Here is a 16,068-nt window from a genome sequence, read left to right as displayed (position 1 = left end):
CAGCGGAAAGACGCACACTTCTGTCGCTCTTATCGCAAACGCCGTGCCACTTTGGTGCGATTCGCTGCAAGCCTTTTGATATCAGGGTATGCAGGGTATTTTTTGTCACAGCCCGGTGACGCAGGTGTGGCGGATTTCCGCCAAGTCAGCGGATCTCGTCCTACAATTTGGCGGAAATCCGCCTTGTTGCCCTGCGCTTGCCCCGGCTACCATCCGGCGCCAGAGGAAGGATCAGCCGCTTATGCGCGAACGTACCATCGCCAGTCATTTCGCCCGTGCCGCCCTCGGTGGCGCACGCCGTTCGGGGTTCGACTATGCGCCGCTGCTGCAGCAACTGGGCATCAGCCCCGAGTTGCTCGATGAACCTCGGGCGCGCATCGCCCCGGAGCAATTCACCCAGTTGATCCAGAGTCTGTGGCTGGCGCTGGATGACGAATACCTGGGTTTCGGCAATGCGCCAAGCAAACCCGGCAGCTTCGCGATGATGTGCCACGCGCTGATCCACTGCCGCAATCTGGAGAAGGCACTGCAACGCGGTTTATTGTTTTATAGCCTATTCCCCGAGGCTCCGCGCCTGAGCCTGAGCCGCGAAGACGAATGGGTGCGCCTGAGCCTCGCTGACTCGCAGTTATGGGACCCGGATCACTTTCTCAGCGAGAGCCTGCTGGTGATCTGGCATCGCCTCGGCAGTTGGCTGATCGGCCAGCGGATTCGTCTGGAGCAGGCCACCTTCAGTTACCCGAAACCGGCGCACGGTGCCGAGTACGACCTGCTGTTCCCCTGCCCTTTGGTGTTTTGCGCCGAGCAAAGCAGCCTGCTATTTCACAGTCGCTACCTGCACATGCCGCTGTTGCAGGACGAGCGCACCTTGAAGCATTTCCTCGAACGCTCCCCCGCCGACCTGTTGTCGCGCCCGGACGACGGCGACAGCCTCAGCAGCCGCCTGCGCCGTTTGCTCAGCCGCGACAGCGCGCAGTGGCCGGACCTGGAGGCCGTGGCTGCGCAGTTGCACATCAGCCCGCAAACTCTGCGTCGGCATTTGCGTGAGGAAGGCAGCAGTTTTCAGGAATTGAAGGATCAGTTGCGCCGCGATATCGCGATTTATCATCTGGGACGGGCGGATCTGTCGTTGCAACAGATTGCCGAGCAGTTGGGGTTTTCCGAACCGTCGGCGTTTCACCGGGCGTTCAAGAAATGGACCGGGCTGACGCCGGGGGCGTATCGGGCGCAGGAGCAGTGATCTGTTCGCCGTCTGTGACGCCTTGACTGGCCTCATCGCTGGCAAGCCAGCTCCCATAGGTTTTGATGTCGTTCAAGGAATTTGTATACGACTCGGACACTGTGGGAGCTGGCTTGCCAGCGATAGCGCCCGAAAGACCAACACCTAAACCGCAGGAAACTGAATCCTGAACGCCGCCCCGCCCATCGGCGAATCTCCGAGCATCAGCTTGGCGTTGTAGCTTTCGATGATGTCCTTGACCACCGCCAGCCCGATGCCCTGCCCCGGATGCTGACGATCCAGTCGTTCGCCGCGCTCAAGGATTCGCGCGCGCTGATTCGGCGGCACGCCGGGGCCGTCGTCTTCGATGCACAACTCGATGCCGGCGAGACTCTCGCGCACGCTGATGCGCACTTCGCTCAGGCACAGGCGATAGGCGTTTTCCAGCAGGTTGCCCATCATCTCCAGCAACGCGCCCTGTTCGATCGGCACATAACATTGCTCAGGCAGGTCGAACGCCACTCGAACATGTTTGTCGCGGTAAACCTTGTCCAGCGTGTCGCACAGACTCTTGAGCACCGGTTGCAGCCGCACCTGATGGCGTACCAGACCGCTTTTGCGCAGGCTGGCCCGTTGCAGTTGATAGCTGATCTGCTGGCTCATGCGTTCGATCTGGGTTTGCAGCACCCAGGCCTGATCGCGATCTTCCGGGCGTTGGGCCATGTCTTCACTGACCCCTTGCAACACCGCCAACGGGGTTTTCAGGCTGTGCGCCAGGTCATCGAGAGAGTCGCGGTAACGGCTGCGTTGCTGGCGTTCACTGTGCAGCAAACGGTTGAGCGAGCCGGTCAGGCGCAGCAGTTCGCGCGGGTGCTGTTCGGTGAGGCTTTCGCGGGTGCCGCTTTCGATTTCGTCGAGTTCCTGACTCAGCCGACGCAGCGCCTTGAGGCCCCAGGTCAGGCCGATCCACAACAGCGCCAGCAGCACCAACAAGGCAGCGCCGAAGCCCAGATAGAGGTTCTCGCGCAGGCCTTCAAGGGTGTTTTCATATTCGCGCACCGGTTGCAGCGCAACGATACTGAAAGCCGCGCTCTTGCCGCCGAGCAGTTTGACTTCGACGTCGTAGACGAAGAACTCCTGGCCGTTGCTCTCGCGGATCCGCGCGAATTCGTTACCCATGCCGTCGTAACGCGGCTTGTAGTTGATCTGCTCTTCCTGCGTACCTTTCGAACGCCAGACCAGTTTGCCCTGGCGGTCGTAGATGTAGCCGAGCAAGCGGTTGTCAGTGAGGTTGAAACGTTCATCCGGCAACTGCGTCGGCATCACCAGTTGGCCGCTGTCGATGCGCGCCGCCGAGATCAGCGTGGTGACATCCGAGGCCAGGCGCTGCTCGATCGAGTCCTGCAGTGCCAGGCTGAACGCGCCCTGCATGGCCGGCAGCAAGCCGAGCATGAACAACACCGCCAACGTGGTGGCGGCGAGCATCAAGCGAACGCGAAGAGAACGAATCAAGTGCAGCGCTCATTGAACAGGTAGCCGAGACCACGCACGGTATCGATCGGCTTGAACCCGCCCGGGCCTTCGAGCTTGCGGCGCAAGCGGCCGACCAGCACTTCGATCACGTTCGGATCACGCTCGTCGTCGTCCGGATAGAGTTGTTCCATCAGGCGATCCTTGGGCACCACTTGCTGGTGGTGGCGCATCAGGTATTCGAGGATGCGGTATTCGTAGGCGGTCAGCGCCAGCGGCTCTTCATCCAGTGACGCCTGCTTGCGATTGAGATCAAGCAACAGCGGCCCGGCAACGATGGTCGACTGGGTGAAACCGCTGGAACGGCGCAGCAAGGCGTTGAGGCGCGCGTCGAGTTCTTCGAACTGAAACGGCTTGACCACGTAGTCGTCGGCACCGGCGGCGAGGCCTTCGACCTTGTCCTGCCAATTGCCACGGGCGGTGAGAATCAGGATCGGAAAGCTCTTGCCGCTCGAGCGCAACTGGCGAATCAGGTCCAGACCGCCCATGCCGGGCAGACCGAGGTCGATCACCGCCAGATCGAAGTTGAACTGTCCGGTCTGGTACAGCGCCTCTTCGGCATTGGCCACGGACTCGACCACGTGGCCACTCTCCGTCAGGCGGGTTTGCAGGTGATGACGCAACAGCGCTTCATCTTCGACGACCAACAGTTTCATAACGCTCTCCCGGGCAAATCAAAAACTCCAACAACGCACCTGTGGGAGCGGGCTTGCTCGCGAAGGCGATGTATCAGCCAACAGTGTCGTCGACTGATAGACCGCTTTCGCGAGCAAGCTCGCTCCCACAGGGTCTAGAGCGAACCGCGCTTTAGAAAGCGTAGTTCGCCGACAGGTAAGTCTGGGCGCTGCTGGTCAAGTCCAGCGAGCCTTGCTTGCTGCCACCGCTCTCTTTCATTTCGGTGCTGGCGTTGCTCATCAGGTAACGGTAACCGAGTTCCACCGAAACGTTCTGCGCCACTTGTTGCAGCACACCGAACTGACCACCAACGGCGTACCCGATGTCGCTGTCACGGCTGTAGCCTGGCGAATCCTGGGTCAGCTTGGTCAAACCGGCCGTGGCACCACCGAACAGCTTGGTGCTGCCGCCCACTGGATAGAACAGATCGTAGCTGCCCAGCAGATTTTCCTGGCGCAGTTTAATGCCATTGTGCGAACCGGACACGTTGTCGTAAGTGGCGTAGTAGCGACCTTGCGAGTTTTGCTGACCGAGGCGCACACCGTAAGCGTTGTTGCCGTCGATTGCGCCGCTGGCGTCCGGGTGGCCAAGGTTGTCGTTCAGCGCGTGGGACTTTTTGACCTTGTCACTGGTCTGGCCGAACGTCAGGCCGGCGAAGTTGCTGGTGTCATCGGCATGTGCCGCAAGGCTGGAGCCCAACAAGGTAAAAGCCAGCAGCAGTTTGTTCAGACGATTCATCGCGTTTCCTCTTTCACAGCGCTGTTTGGGTATGGCGCAAGGTTACTGACCTGCCCCTGTACCTGCCCTGAACACTCTCTGAACCTGCGCTGAATCAAATCGACTAGGCTGTCTTGACCACTTTCGATAAGGAGACCGACCATGCGCCTGTTTTTCGCCCTTGCCCTGCTCGCCGCCAGCAGCCTGGCCAACGCTGCGATCAAGACTCAGGAGATTCCTTACCAGAGCGCCGACGGCACCCGACTGATCGGCTATTACGCCTACGACGACGCAATCAAGGGCAAACGCCCGGGCGTGGTGGTGGTGCATGAATGGTGGGGCCTGAACGATTACGCCAAACGCCGCGCCCGCGATCTCGCCGAACTGGGCTACAGCGCCTTGGCAATCGACATGTATGGCGAGGGCAAGAACACCGAGCACCCGAAAGATGCGATGGCGTTCATGCAGGCCGCGACCCAGGATGCCGCCGCCTCCAGCAAACGTTTCGAGGCCGGGCTGAACCTGCTGAAAAAGCAGCCGCAGACCGACGTCAATAAAATCGCCGCCATCGGCTACTGCTTCGGCGGTGGCGTGGTGCTCAATGCGGCGCGTCAGGGCGAGCCGCTGGCGGGCGTGGTGAGTTTCCACGGTGCGCTGGCGACCACTACTCCGGCGACTCCCGGCAGTGTGAAGGCGAAAATTCTGGTCGAACACGGCGCGCTGGACAGCATGGTCACTGCCGACAACGTCACCGCGTTCAAATCCGAAATGGACAAGGCCGGCGCCGACTACAGATTCGTCAGCCTCGACGGCGCCAAGCACGGTTTCACCAATCCGGATGCCGATCGCTTGAGCCACGGCGATCACGGTGGCCCGGATATCGGCTACAACAAAGCGGCCGATGAAAAATCCTGGGCGGACATGAAGGCGTTCTTCCAGAAAATCTTCAGCTGACCCACTTCGCCCCCTGTAGGAGCTGCCGAAGGCTGCGATCTTTTGATCTTGCTTCTTAAGATCAAGAACAAAAGATCGCAGCCTTCGGCAGCTCCTACAGGGTCAGCGACGCCTGATACAGGTTTTGGCTCTACCCAGCATCCGCGCCAACCGGCAAAATGCCCGCCATGAATTCCAGCCCGCCCCTCCCCGCCTGCTGCACCCCGCTCGACGCCCATTGGCCGTTGCCCAACGTGTTGCCCGACACCGTCCTGCTCAGCACCCGTTTCGATCCGAAGCAACTGCTCGGCGATGACTTCCAGCGCAGTGCCATCGAGCCGCCGCCGAGCATTCAGCGCTCGGTGGCCAAACGGCAGGCCGAGTTTCTCGCCGGGCGGATTTGTGCCCGGGCTGCGCTGCAGCAACTGGAAGGCTCAAACGTGATTCCGGCGATTGGCGAAGACCGCGCACCGGTGTGGCCGGCGCACATCTGCGGCTCGATCACCCACAGCACCGGACACGCGGCGGCGATTGTCGCCAACAAGCGACACTGGCGCGGCTTGGGCATGGATCTGGAGAACCTGCTCGAGACCGAGCGTGCCGAACGCCTGGCCGGGGAGATCCTCACGCCAGCGGAGTTGCAGCGCATGGCCGCCGGCTCGCGAGAGCAACTGGGGTTGTGGGTGACCCTGACGTTTTCGGTGAAAGAGAGCCTGTTCAAGGCGCTGTACCCGATTGTGCAGAAGCGCTTTTATTTCGAGCACGCCGAGGTGCTGGAATGGACGGAGCAGGGTCAGGTTCGCTTGCGCTTGCTGACCGATCTTGCAGGTGAATGGCGTCATGGCACCGAGCTGGACGCGCAGTTCGGGGTGCAGGATGGGCAGTTGTTGAGTCTGGTCAGCATCCCTGCCTGAAGATTTTTCAGCGCCGCTGAGGGCCCCATCGCTGGCAAGCCAGCTCCCACAGGTTTCAGGGGTGTATCCAAAACGTGTGCTGCCCCCGGACAGTGTGGGAGCTGGCTTGCCAGCGATTGCGGCCGGCAAAACCAGCACAAAACTCAGCGGCGTTCCTGATTCCTCGGCCAGCTCAGACTGAAACAGGCCCCACCCAGACTCTTGCTCTTGTTGATCAGCGCCCGCCCGTCATGCCAGTGAATGATCCGCCGCACAATCGACAGACCCAGCCCATGCCCGCCCGACGCCCGTGTGCGGCTGTCATCCAGACGCAGGAACGGCGTGAAGATGCGCTCCCACGCCGACTCCGGCACACCCGGCCCATCATCCTCGACGTCCACCCGGCAGCGCAGTTGCCCAACCTGATAACTCACCGTGACGTTCGAGTGCGCATGGCGCATCGCGTTGCTCACCAGGTTCTGCAACGCGCGGTGCAAAAAGCGCGGCTCGGCCTCGACCCAGGCGCCGTCATTATCGGCAGCGGACAGGCATAATCCGCGCTGCACCGTGACCTCGGCACGCAACGGCGCCAGTTCTTCAATCACTTGATTGACCAGCGCATCGAGGTCGATGCGTTGAAAGGTCAGCGCGGGCGACCCCTGCTCCAGCCGCGCGTAGGTGAGCATTTCGTCCACCAGCTTATCGAGATCCTCGATGTCGTGATCCATGCCCTCGCGGTACTTTTCCAGCGCCTGCGGGGTGGTGGCCGAGCCGATCATCTCCAACCCGAATCGCAGACGCGCCACGGGTGTACGCAACTCATGGGACACCGCGCGCACCAGTTCGCGCTGGATCGCCAGCAACTGCTGCAAGTGCTCGGCCATGCCGTTGAACGCTGCCGCCAGCCGCCCCACCGAGTCAGCGCCACGGGCCGGCACGCGGGTTTCCAGACTGCCCTTGGCGATGCGCGTGGCTGCGGCCTCGAGACCGCGCAGACGTCGTTCGAGCTGGCGCACCAACAGATAAACGATCAGGCCGATCAGGCTCAGGCCGAGGGCCGCAATCAGCACCAGCCATTGCGGTGGATACGGATTCATCTGATACAGCGGACCGATTTCCAGCACCCACGGCGTGCCGACCATGCCGGCAAACACCCGGATCGAATCCCCGCCCTTGCCCAGCGCCATCACCGTATCGCCCTCGGACACACGGCGGCTCTGGTCTTCGTCCATGTCGGCCTCGTTGACCGTGACCAGGCGCAAATCAAAACCGAAACCTTTCTCCTCCTTTAACTGCGCCAGCCGCTTGGGCTGTTCGCCAACCGGCACCCGCACCAGTTCATCGGCCAGCAGGTAAATAGTCGCGCGGGCCAGTTGTTCGCTGATCTGCTGGACGTCGCCGGTCAGCAGCAACTGTTCCTTGTCGCTGACCAGTCGATAGACCCGCGCCGCATGCGGGCCGGTCTGCTCCACCAAGGCCTGACCGCGCTGCACCCGGGCGCGCTGAGAGAGGTCCAGATCGGTCTCGGAAAACGTCTTCAGCGCCAGCGGAATCCCCAGCAGACGCTCCCAGACCAACAATGCCCGGTGGCGCTCGGTTGCGTTCATCGGTTGCAGGTTGTCGGCCATCAGCGAGAACGTGCCGTGGGCCAGGCGCTCGCGGTATTGCTCGCTGCGCACCTGATTGAGCAGGTGCAATGCCAGCACCCCAAGCACCGCCACCAGAATCAGCGCCGCGCACATGCCGCCATAGATGCGCAGGAAGATCGAGTTCACAGCGCCAGATCCACACAGGCTTCCGGAACGAACAGATAGCCTTTGCTGCGGATGGTCTTGATCAGGCGCGGATGATCGGGGTCATCACCGATTTTCGGGCGGATGCGCGAGATGCGCACATCGATCGAACGGTCCTGGCCGTCATAGCCGATGCCACGCAGCGCAGTGAAAATTTCTTCGCGAGAGAGGATTCGTCCGGCATTCGACACCAGCAGCCAGAGCAGGTCGAATTCGGCGCTGGTCAGTTCGATGCCGCTGTCACTGAGCCAGGCTTCGCGCAAGGCGTTGTCCACCACCAGCGGGCCGAATTGCAGGCGGCGGCTTTTTTCCGTGACCGGCTCGGCGCTGTCACTGCGCCGCAGCAAAGCCTGAATCCGTGCCAGCAACAGCCGTGGGCGCACCGGTTTGCACACGTAATCGTCGGCACCGAGGTCGAGGCCCTGGATCTGGTCGGCATCGTCGGTGCGCGCGGTGAGCATCAGGATCGGCCCGTCGTAACGGTCGCGGACCTTGCGGCAAATGCTCAAGCCGTCTTCACCGGGCAGCATCAGGTCGAGGATCACCAGGTCCGGCTGCTCCTTGATGATCCGCGCCGCCGCCAGCGCACCGTTGCCTTCGATCTCCACGCGCAATCCATTGGCTTGCAGGTATTCGCGGGTGAGTTCGGCCAGTCGCTGGTCGTCCTCGACTATCAATACCTGCCAGGCTTCTTGCTCCACCGGTGACCTCTGCTTTCTATTGTTATTAATAAAGGAAGAACCGTACGACGCAGCACAATTCATGTGGGAGCGAGCCTGCTCGCGAAAGCGTTGGATCAGTCAACGTTGATGCTGAACCTGCCGACGCATTCGCGAGCAGGCTCGCTCCCACAGTTTTAGATCCTCCCGACCTTTTGTCATGTTTGAGGAGGATAAGAATGAGTAAACACCGCCCGATTGTATAAACAGCGTACAGCCAGAACACAAGTCGGCAAATGCGTTCGGACAAGGCGGTTTTTTGTGATAGGGTTCGCGCCCTTAAAAATCCGCTGAAGCGTTTTTCCCGAGAGAAAAACAGTGACAAACGGTCTGGCTCAGCAGGTTCGCGGCCTACACGGGAATTCCTGGTTTCTTACACAATTTACGCACAGGTTTATCCACAGCTAGTACGTTGCAAGCCCTCTCAAAACGCATTATCTTGTAGCACGGCGCGAGGAGAGACCCTACATATAGGGTTTTACGCTCAGACGACCAACCACATTTCGGACCTGAAACTCAAGCGCTTTATTGCCAGTTTCCGGTTGAACCAAGCAAGTTTTTCAAAGCCCAAACCGCACTTGCGGATGGCGCCGTTTTTCAGGTCGGAAACGACCGGAACGGTACGGGTGTTGCAGTCATTACTGTCATCCGGGAAGGAATCCGGCTCGAGCCCTGGCTCGCAGCCAAAAACTTCGGCAAGGATGCGGCGTCATTAGCCTTTTTCCTACTGATCCGAAGTTGTTATGCCCGACGCCCGTCGGTTGTAGTGCTTCGGACCAGAACGGTGAGCACCATGATGGTGCCCAAACAAACATAGAGAATGTGGAGATCACCCCCCATGCAAACCGACACAACTCGCGAGAACCCGCAGGGCACCTTGCCGCAGGCCGCCGATTCGAATTCGGATCTGGCCGCCACCGCGCCTGGTCAACTGCGCGTGATCAAGCGTAATGGCACTGTCGTTCCTTACACCGATGACAAGATCACCGTCGCTATCACCAAAGCGTTTCTCGCAGTTGAGGGCGGCACCGCTGCCGCTTCGTCGCGAATCCACGACACCGTTGCCCGCCTGACCGAACAAGTCACCGCGACCTTCAAGCGTCGCATGCCGTCGGGCGGCACCATCCACATCGAAGAAATCCAGGACCAGGTCGAACTGGCCCTGATGCGTGCCGGCGAGCAGAAAGTCGCTCGCGACTACGTGATCTACCGTGACGCCCGCTCGAAAGAACGCGCAGCTCATACCCCGGTCGAAGCCGCGGTCGACGCGCACCCGTCGATCCGCATCACCCGCGCCGACGGCAGCCTCGCGCCGCTGGACATGGGCCGCCTGAACACCATCGTCACCGAAGCCTGCGAAGGCCTGGCTGAAGTCGATGGCGATCTGATCCAGCGCGAAACCCTGAAAAACCTGTACGACGGCGTGGCCCTGAACGACGTCAACACCGCATTGGTGATGACCGCGCGTACCCTGGTTGAACGTGAGCCGAACTACTCGTTCGTCACCGCCCGTCTGCTGATGGACACCCTGCGTGCCGAAGGCCTGGGCTTCCTCGGCGTGGCCGAAAGCGCCACTCACCACGAAATGGCCGACCTGTACGCCAAGGCACTGCCGGCTTACATCGCCAAAGGTATCGAGTTCGAACTGCTGAACCCTGTGCTGGCCTCCTTCGACCTGGAAAAACTGGGCAAGGCGATCAACCACGAGCGCGATCAGCAATTCACCTACCTGGGCCTGCAGACCCTGTACGACCGTTACTTCATCCACAAGGATGGCGTGCGTTTCGAACTGCCGCAGATCTTCTTCATGCGCGTGGCCATGGGCCTGGCGATCGAAGAGAAGCAGAAAGAAGACCGCGCGATCGAGTTCTACAACCTGCTGTCGTCCTTTGACTACATGGCTTCGACCCCGACTCTGTTCAACGCCGGTACCTTGCGTCCACAGCTGTCGAGTTGCTACCTGACCACCGTTCCGGACGACCTGTCGGGCATCTACCACGCGATCCACGACAACGCCATGTTGTCCAAATTCGCTGGCGGCCTGGGCAACGACTGGACGCCGGTGCGTGCACTGGGTTCGTACATCAAGGGCACCAACGGCAAGTCGCAAGGCGTGGTTCCGTTCCTCAAAGTAGTGAACGACACCGCCGTAGCCGTTAACCAGGGTGGCAAGCGCAAAGGCGCTGTGTGTGCCTACCTGGAAACCTGGCACATGGACATCGAAGAGTTCATCGAACTGCGCAAGAACACCGGTGATGATCGTCGTCGTACCCACGACATGAACACCGCCAACTGGATCCCTGACCTGTTCATGAAGCGTGTCTTCGATGACGGCAAGTGGACCCTGTTCTCGCCTTCCGAAGTACCGGATCTGCACGACCTGACCGGTAAAGCCTTCGAAGAGCGCTACGAGTACTACGAAGCCCTGACCGAGTACCCGGGCAAGGTCAAGCTGTTCAAGACCATCCAGGCCAAAGACCTGTGGCGCAAAATGCTCTCCATGCTGTTTGAAACCGGCCACCCGTGGCTGACTTTCAAGGATCCGTGCAACCTGCGTAGCCCGCAGCAGCACGTCGGCGTGGTTCACAGCTCGAACCTGTGCACCGAGATCACCTTGAACACCAACAAGGACGAGATCGCCGTTTGCAACCTGGGCTCGATCAACCTGCCGAACCACATCGTCGACGGCAAGCTGGATACCGCCAAGCTGCAACGCACCGTGAACACCGCCGTGCGCATGCTCGACAACGTGATCGACATCAACTACTACTCGGTGCCGCAAGCGAAGAACTCCAACTTCCGCCACCGCCCGGTCGGTCTGGGCATCATGGGCTTCCAGGACGCGCTGTACCTGCAGCACATCCCTTATGGTTCCGACGCGGCCGTCGAGTTCGCCGACAAGTCGATGGAAGCGGTCAGCTACTACGCGATCCAGGCGTCCTGCGACCTGGCCGACGAGCGCGGCGCGTACGAGACGTTCAACGGTTCGCTGTGGTCCAAAGGCATCCTGCCGCTGGATTCGCAACAGATCCTGATCGAACAGCGCGGCCAGAAGTACATCGACGTTGACCTGAACGAAACCCTGGACTGGGCACCGGTTCGCGCCCGTGTACAGAAAGGCATTCGTAACTCCAACATCATGGCCATCGCACCGACCGCGACCATCGCCAACATCACGGGCGTCTCGCAGTCGATCGAACCGACCTACCAGAACCTGTATGTGAAATCGAACCTGTCGGGCGAATTCACCGTGATCAACCCGTACCTGGTTCGCGACCTCAAGGCTCGCGGTCTGTGGGACTCGGTCATGATCAACGACCTGAAGTACTACGACGGTTCGGTGCAGCAGATCGAGCGCATCCCGCAAGAACTCAAAGAGCTCTACGCGACCGCGTTCGAAGTGGACACCAAGTGGATCGTTGACGCCGCCAGCCGTCGTCAGAAGTGGATCGACCAGGCCCAGTCGCTGAACCTGTACATCGCCGGCGCCTCGGGCAAGAAGCTCGACGTGACCTACCGCATGGCCTGGTACCGTGGTCTGAAAACCACTTACTACCTCCGTGCCCTGGCCGCGACCAGCACCGAGAAGTCGACCATCAACACCGGCAAGCTGAACGCTGTTTCCAGCGGCGGCAACCACGGCGACGATTCGGTTCTGGCAGCTCCAGCCGGTCCGGCGCCAGTGCCAAAGGCTTGCGCAATCGACGAGCCGGATTGCGAAGCTTGCCAATAAGCTGAGCCGGATCAGGCGTCGCGAGACGCCTGATTTCTCCAGGCAAAAGAAACCCCCGACAGACTTTTGGTTTGTCGGGGGTTTTCTTTTGTCCGCCATTTACCTGTAGGAGCTGTCGAGTGCAACGAGGCTGCGATCTTTTGATCTTTAGTGCTCTGCCAAAGATCAAAAGATCGCAGCCTTCGGCAGCTCCAGAGGATGAGTACATCTGGCAGGCCGCCATCGCTGGCAAGCCAGCTCCCACAGGGACTGGATGCATTCGGATAGAGAGTGGTCGGCTGGCAGGCCGCCATCGCCAGCAGGCTGGCTTCCACAGAAGAGCAAAAGCCAAGCGCATGCTTTTCACCACTCAATGGCCGAGTGTCAGCTCGCCGAAAGCTTTTGATTTTGCCGTACCGGCCCCGTCGGCAGGCTGAGTGGAGGGATTTATCCGGGGGTGGGAGCGAAGCGACCGTTTGGCGAAGCCAAACACAGCGAGAGGAGGTGCAGCGAAGCAAACCGGAGGCGATGCCCCCGGATGAATCCCGCAGCGAAGGAACCCGAGCCTAAGCGAGGGCCGAACGTTGGGGCCAAGCGTTTTGGTTACTTTTGGGCGTCTGCAAAAGTGACTCGCCGTAAGGGCGAAACCCTAAGTAGCCGTTACCGCAGCAACGGATAAGCTCACAAAACAATAGCCCACAAAAAAGCCCCTCAAAAAGAGGGGCTCCCTTGCACAATCAGAAACCGCAATCAGGTCATCTGAATGATGGTCTGCATGATAGTGCTCTGGGTGGAGATAGTCTTGGCGTTCGCCTGATAGTTGCTCTGGCCCTTGATCAGATCCACCAGCTCGTTGGTCAGGTTAACGTTGGACTCTTCCAGCGAGTTGGACACCACCTCACCCAAGGTACCGGTTTTCGGCGCGTCGTAACCCGGGATACCCGAGGCGAACGTCTCTTTCCAACTTGTGCCGCCGACAGGCTGCAGGCCTTGCTCGTTGGTGAAGCTGGCCAGCGCAACCTGGCCGATGGCCTTGCTCTGGTTGTTGCTGAAGTTGGCGAACAGCGTACCGGTGCCGTCGATGGTCAGGTTGGTGATCTGGCCAGTGGCGTAACCATCCTGAGTCGGAATCGAACGAGCGGTATCTGCGTTGTACTGGGTGGTCTGCGCCATCGAAATGGTGATACCGGCCGGGTTCGCCGAAGCGCCGTTAGGCGTGAACGTCCCATTAACCACAGTACCCGGCACCCAGCCAGTGAGCTTCAGGTCACTGCTGATCACAGGACCTGGCAGAGTGCTGACCTGGGTCAGCTTGCCAGCGGAGTCAAACGTCATGGTAGAAGGTGTCGGCGCGGTGACCTTCGGATCGCTGCCGGTAGCGTCCGGGTTACGACCGTCTACCAGGGTGTAGACCTTCCAGGTGTTCTGGCCAGTCTTCACCACGTACTGATCCATGACGTGCGAGTTGCCCTGAGAATCATAGATCGGCGTACTGAACTGCTTGGTGTAAGTCTCAAGTTTTGACGGATCGAACTTGCCGGCCGCCACTGTGTCGTCGATCACCGGTGCCGACGAATTCAGGTTGATAGTCGAGGTCACCAGCGAGGTGGACTTCGGCGCCAGGTTGGAAGTATCGATTTTCAGGTCGGTCAGCACACCATTGATGATCTTGCCGTTGGCATCCACACCATAACCTTGCAGACGCGAGGTGTAGTCGGTGTTGGTGATGTAACCGGCATTGTCGACTTTGAACGTACCGGCACGGGTATAGGAAATCGAGCCGTTGTTGCTCATGGTGAAGAAGCCGGAACCGTTGATGCCCATGTCCAGCACGTTACCGGTGTTGTTGATGTCACCCTGGGTGAACTGCTGGGACACGTTGGCCAGACGCACGCCGTTGCCGATGACCTTGCTGCCGCTACCCAGGCGAGTGGCCGAGTAGACGTCTTCGAATTCTGCACGGGACGATTTGAAACCGGCGGTCGCGACGTTGGCGATGTTGTTGCCGGTCACGTCCAGTTGTTTGTTGGCTGCATAGAGACCGCTAAGGCCGATATTGAAAGACATATTCCACTCCTTTGTGCCGGTTGGTCGGCTCTATATACCAATGGTTTGTACTTTGGACAGGGCGACGGTGCCCTTGCCGGACAGGTTGAGCATCAGCTCGCCACCGGTCTGGCTGATGGTCACGCTGTTGACCGTGGCTGGCAGGTAGGTCGCCATATCGGTCGAGGTGCCATTGATCGAGGCGTTGGCCTTGACGGTATAGGTACCGGTCTTCACCAGGTTGCCGTCCTTGTCCTTGCCGTCCCAGGTGAAGCTCGCGCTGCCTGCGGCGCGACTGCCCAGATCGATGGTGCGGACCACCGCGCCGCTGCTGTCGGTAATGCTGACGGTGCCGCCGGCAATCGACGACGGAACGGTGACCGAACCGGTCATGCCTTTGCTCGGGTCGTCCAGTTGAACGGTGTTGGTCTGCACGATCACGTTGCGACCGACCAGCGACGACGCCTGCAGCGCCTGCGACGAGTTGTAATTGCCGGCCAGCGAGCTGACGGTGCTGTTGAGGGTGGTGATACCCTCAAGGCTGCTGAACTGCGCCAACTGCGCAACGAAGGCGCTGTTGTCCTGCGGATCGAGCGGGTTCTGGTTTTTCAGCTGGGTGACCAGCAATTGCAGGAACGCATCCTTGCCCAGGGCTTTGCCGCCGGTGGAGCTGTTGGTGGCCGAGGCAATGCCATCAGTGGTCGTACTGCTCGTTTTCTTCGAGGAGTTCGCCAGGATGTCATTCATGCTCAGGCTGCTGGTGGTATCGGAAACACTCATGGCCGTCGCCCCTTATTACTGACCGAGGGTCAGTACCTTCTGCATCATGGTTTTGGCGGTGTTCATCATTTCGGCGTTGGTCTGGAACGACCGGCTCGCGGAAATCATGTCAGCCATTTCTTCCACCACGTTGACGTTCGGGTAGTACACGTAGCCCTTGGCGTCAGCGGCCGGATGGTTCGGCTCGTATCGCGCTTCGAGGTTGCTCTGGTCTTCGACCACGCCAAGTACCTGCACGCCCTGCCCTGCGGCGTCCTGGCTCTGGAACAGCGAGTTGCTGCCGCTGTTCTGGCCGCCCTGGAACATGGTGGCGAACACCGGGTGACGGGCGCGGTAGGTCTGGTCGATGCTCGACGAAACGGTTTCGGCGTTGGCGATGTTCGACGCCACAGTGTTCAGACGCGTGGTTTGTGCGCTCATGCCGCTGCCGGCAATGTTGAAAACGCTGGACAGGGACATGGATTACTCTCCGCGCAGGGCCGATACCAGCCCTTTGAATTTGCTGTTGAGCAGGGTGAAGCTGGCCTGGAAGCCCACGGCGTTTTCCGCGTAATTGGACTGTTCCAGCTGAGCATCCACGGTGTTCTGGTCAATCGAAGGCTGCATCGGCGTGCGATACATCAGCGACTCGTCGCCATTGCCCAGGCCTTCAGCTTCGATGTGACGGCTGTTGGTCATGTTCAGGGCGATGGTGCCGTTGGCGTTTTTCTGGCTCTGTGCTTCGAGCACTTTGGAGAAGTCCAGATCCCGAGCCTTGTAGTTCGGGGTATCGGCGTTGGCGATGTTGTTGGCCAGCACTTCAGCGCGCTGGGCACGGAAACCCAATGCCTTTTCGTGAATGCCGAGCGCTTTATCGAAGCTGATGCTCATGTCGGGAACCTTCGGGTGAGCGGTTTTTCGTACCTGAGCTTTAGCAAGCGCCGTGCCAAACACAAAAACCCACGTAAACCGGGGCTTTGCGGGGAATCGGCAAAGCGGCAATGCCAGAAAAGCGGCAACCGGTTTCCGCTGCCTGCCGCTTTTCTGCCGCTTGCCTGCCTTCTATCAGCCA

Annotated in this window: 13 protein-coding genes; 4 read left to right on the top strand and 9 right to left on the bottom strand. The window is 60.1% G+C overall.

Annotated features, from left to right (window positions below; genetic code table 11):
• The first annotated feature begins 241 nt into the window (after nt 1-241).
• A complete protein-coding gene (locus B1722_RS24665; RefSeq protein ID WP_086794700.1) occupies nt 242-1,240 on the top strand; it encodes an AraC family transcriptional regulator in 999 nt (332 codons plus the stop codon).
• A 144-nt stretch (nt 1,241-1,384) separates the two neighbouring features.
• On the opposite strand, the gene B1722_RS24660 is transcribed toward B1722_RS24665, so the two are convergent.
• From B1722_RS24660 to B1722_RS24650, 3 genes are all read right to left on the bottom strand, one after another.
• Nucleotides 1,385-2,731, bottom strand: coding sequence for an ATP-binding protein (locus B1722_RS24660; protein ID WP_086794698.1), 1,347 nt, complete (start codon nt 2,729-2,731; stop codon nt 1,385-1,387).
• Entirely contained in the window at nt 2,728-3,405 is a 678-nt protein-coding gene (locus tag B1722_RS24655; RefSeq protein WP_086794696.1) for a response regulator transcription factor, read from the bottom strand. Before B1722_RS24655 ends, B1722_RS24660 begins: the two co-directional genes overlap by 4 nt.
• A 151-nt stretch (nt 3,406-3,556) precedes the next feature.
• Nucleotides 3,557-4,162 carry a hypothetical protein gene (locus B1722_RS24650; RefSeq protein ID WP_086794694.1) on the bottom strand — a complete coding sequence of 202 codons (606 nt, stop codon included), beginning with the start codon at nt 4,160-4,162 and terminating at the stop codon, nt 3,557-3,559.
• 141 nt (nt 4,163-4,303) lie between these two features.
• Between B1722_RS24650 and B1722_RS24645 the strand changes: the two genes are divergently transcribed.
• A complete protein-coding gene (locus tag B1722_RS24645) occupies nt 4,304-5,095 on the top strand; it encodes a dienelactone hydrolase family protein (RefSeq protein ID WP_086794692.1) in 792 nt (263 codons plus the stop codon).
• A 167-nt stretch (nt 5,096-5,262) separates the two neighbouring features.
• Nucleotides 5,263-5,988: a 4'-phosphopantetheinyl transferase gene (locus tag B1722_RS24640; RefSeq protein ID WP_086794690.1), complete on the top strand. Its 726-nt coding sequence runs from the start codon at nt 5,263-5,265 to the stop codon at nt 5,986-5,988.
• A 143-nt stretch (nt 5,989-6,131) separates the two neighbouring features.
• Here the strand turns inward: B1722_RS24640 and B1722_RS24635 are convergent, their stop codons facing one another.
• The gene (locus tag B1722_RS24635; protein WP_041067572.1) at nt 6,132-7,742 is read right to left on the bottom strand and encodes an ATP-binding protein; all 1,611 of its coding nucleotides are present in this window, start codon (nt 7,740-7,742) and stop codon (nt 6,132-6,134) included.
• Nucleotides 7,739-8,461: a response regulator gene (locus B1722_RS24630; protein ID WP_047295809.1), complete on the bottom strand. Its 723-nt coding sequence runs from the start codon at nt 8,459-8,461 to the stop codon at nt 7,739-7,741. Before B1722_RS24630 ends, B1722_RS24635 begins: the two co-directional genes overlap by 4 nt.
• 856 nt (nt 8,462-9,317) lie before the next feature.
• Between B1722_RS24630 and B1722_RS24625 the strand changes: the two genes are divergently transcribed.
• Nucleotides 9,318-12,212 carry a ribonucleoside-diphosphate reductase subunit alpha gene (locus B1722_RS24625; RefSeq protein WP_041067575.1) on the top strand — a complete coding sequence of 965 codons (2,895 nt, stop codon included), beginning with the start codon at nt 9,318-9,320 and terminating at the stop codon, nt 12,210-12,212.
• Between the two features lie 729 nt (nt 12,213-12,941).
• On the opposite strand, the gene flgE is transcribed toward B1722_RS24625, so the two are convergent.
• Genes flgE through flgB form a run of 4 tightly spaced genes read right to left on the bottom strand, consistent with a single transcriptional unit; the run spans nt 12,942 to nt 15,887 of the window.
• Entirely contained in the window at nt 12,942-14,258 is a 1,317-nt protein-coding gene (flgE, locus tag B1722_RS24620) for a flagellar hook protein FlgE (RefSeq protein WP_041075033.1), read from the bottom strand.
• Between the two features lie 30 nt (nt 14,259-14,288).
• Complete coding sequence (gene flgD / locus B1722_RS24615; RefSeq protein WP_086794688.1) at nt 14,289-15,017, bottom strand: flagellar hook assembly protein FlgD; 729 nt, start codon at nt 15,015-15,017, stop codon at nt 14,289-14,291.
• A gap of 15 nt (nt 15,018-15,032) precedes the next feature.
• Nucleotides 15,033-15,476 (bottom strand): flagellar basal body rod protein FlgC, encoded by a 444-nt coding sequence (gene flgC / locus B1722_RS24610; RefSeq protein WP_003227217.1) that lies wholly within the window; start codon nt 15,474-15,476, stop codon nt 15,033-15,035.
• A 3-nt stretch (nt 15,477-15,479) separates the two neighbouring features.
• Nucleotides 15,480-15,887 carry a flagellar basal body rod protein FlgB gene (gene flgB / locus B1722_RS24605; RefSeq protein ID WP_025112931.1) on the bottom strand — a complete coding sequence of 136 codons (408 nt, stop codon included), beginning with the start codon at nt 15,885-15,887 and terminating at the stop codon, nt 15,480-15,482.
• Nucleotides 15,888-16,068: the final 181 nt, after the last annotated feature.

Origin of the sequence: Pseudomonas sp. SCPG-7 (assembly GCF_002156405.1) — a bacterium.
GTDB classification, from domain to species: Bacteria; Pseudomonadota; Gammaproteobacteria; order Pseudomonadales; family Pseudomonadaceae; genus Aquipseudomonas; species Aquipseudomonas parakoreensis.
Note: the sequence above shows the minus strand (reverse complement) of the source record. Positions and strands in the feature narration are given on the sequence as shown.

Bases quoted from the DNA above. Each gene is read 5' to 3' on its own strand.
- B1722_RS24665 (WP_086794700.1), top strand. From the start codon at position 242: ATGCGCGAACGTACCATCGCCAGTCATTTCGCCCGTGCCGCCCTCGGT.
- B1722_RS24655 (WP_086794696.1), bottom strand. From the start codon at position 3,405: ATGAAACTGTTGGTCGTCGAAGATGAAGCGCTGTTGCGTCATCACCTG.
- B1722_RS24650 (WP_086794694.1), bottom strand. From the start codon at position 4,162: ATGAATCGTCTGAACAAACTGCTGCTGGCTTTTACCTTGTTGGGCTCC.
- B1722_RS24645 (WP_086794692.1), top strand. From the start codon at position 4,304: ATGCGCCTGTTTTTCGCCCTTGCCCTGCTCGCCGCCAGCAGCCTGGCC.
- B1722_RS24640 (WP_086794690.1), top strand. From the start codon at position 5,263: ATGAATTCCAGCCCGCCCCTCCCCGCCTGCTGCACCCCGCTCGACGCC.
- B1722_RS24625 (WP_041067575.1), top strand. From the start codon at position 9,318: ATGCAAACCGACACAACTCGCGAGAACCCGCAGGGCACCTTGCCGCAG.
- flgE (WP_041075033.1), bottom strand. From the start codon at position 14,258: ATGTCTTTCAATATCGGCCTTAGCGGTCTCTATGCAGCCAACAAACAA.
- flgD (WP_086794688.1), bottom strand. From the start codon at position 15,017: ATGAGTGTTTCCGATACCACCAGCAGCCTGAGCATGAATGACATCCTG.
- flgC (WP_003227217.1), bottom strand. From the start codon at position 15,476: ATGTCCCTGTCCAGCGTTTTCAACATTGCCGGCAGCGGCATGAGCGCA.
- flgB (WP_025112931.1), bottom strand. From the start codon at position 15,887: ATGAGCATCAGCTTCGATAAAGCGCTCGGCATTCACGAAAAGGCATTG.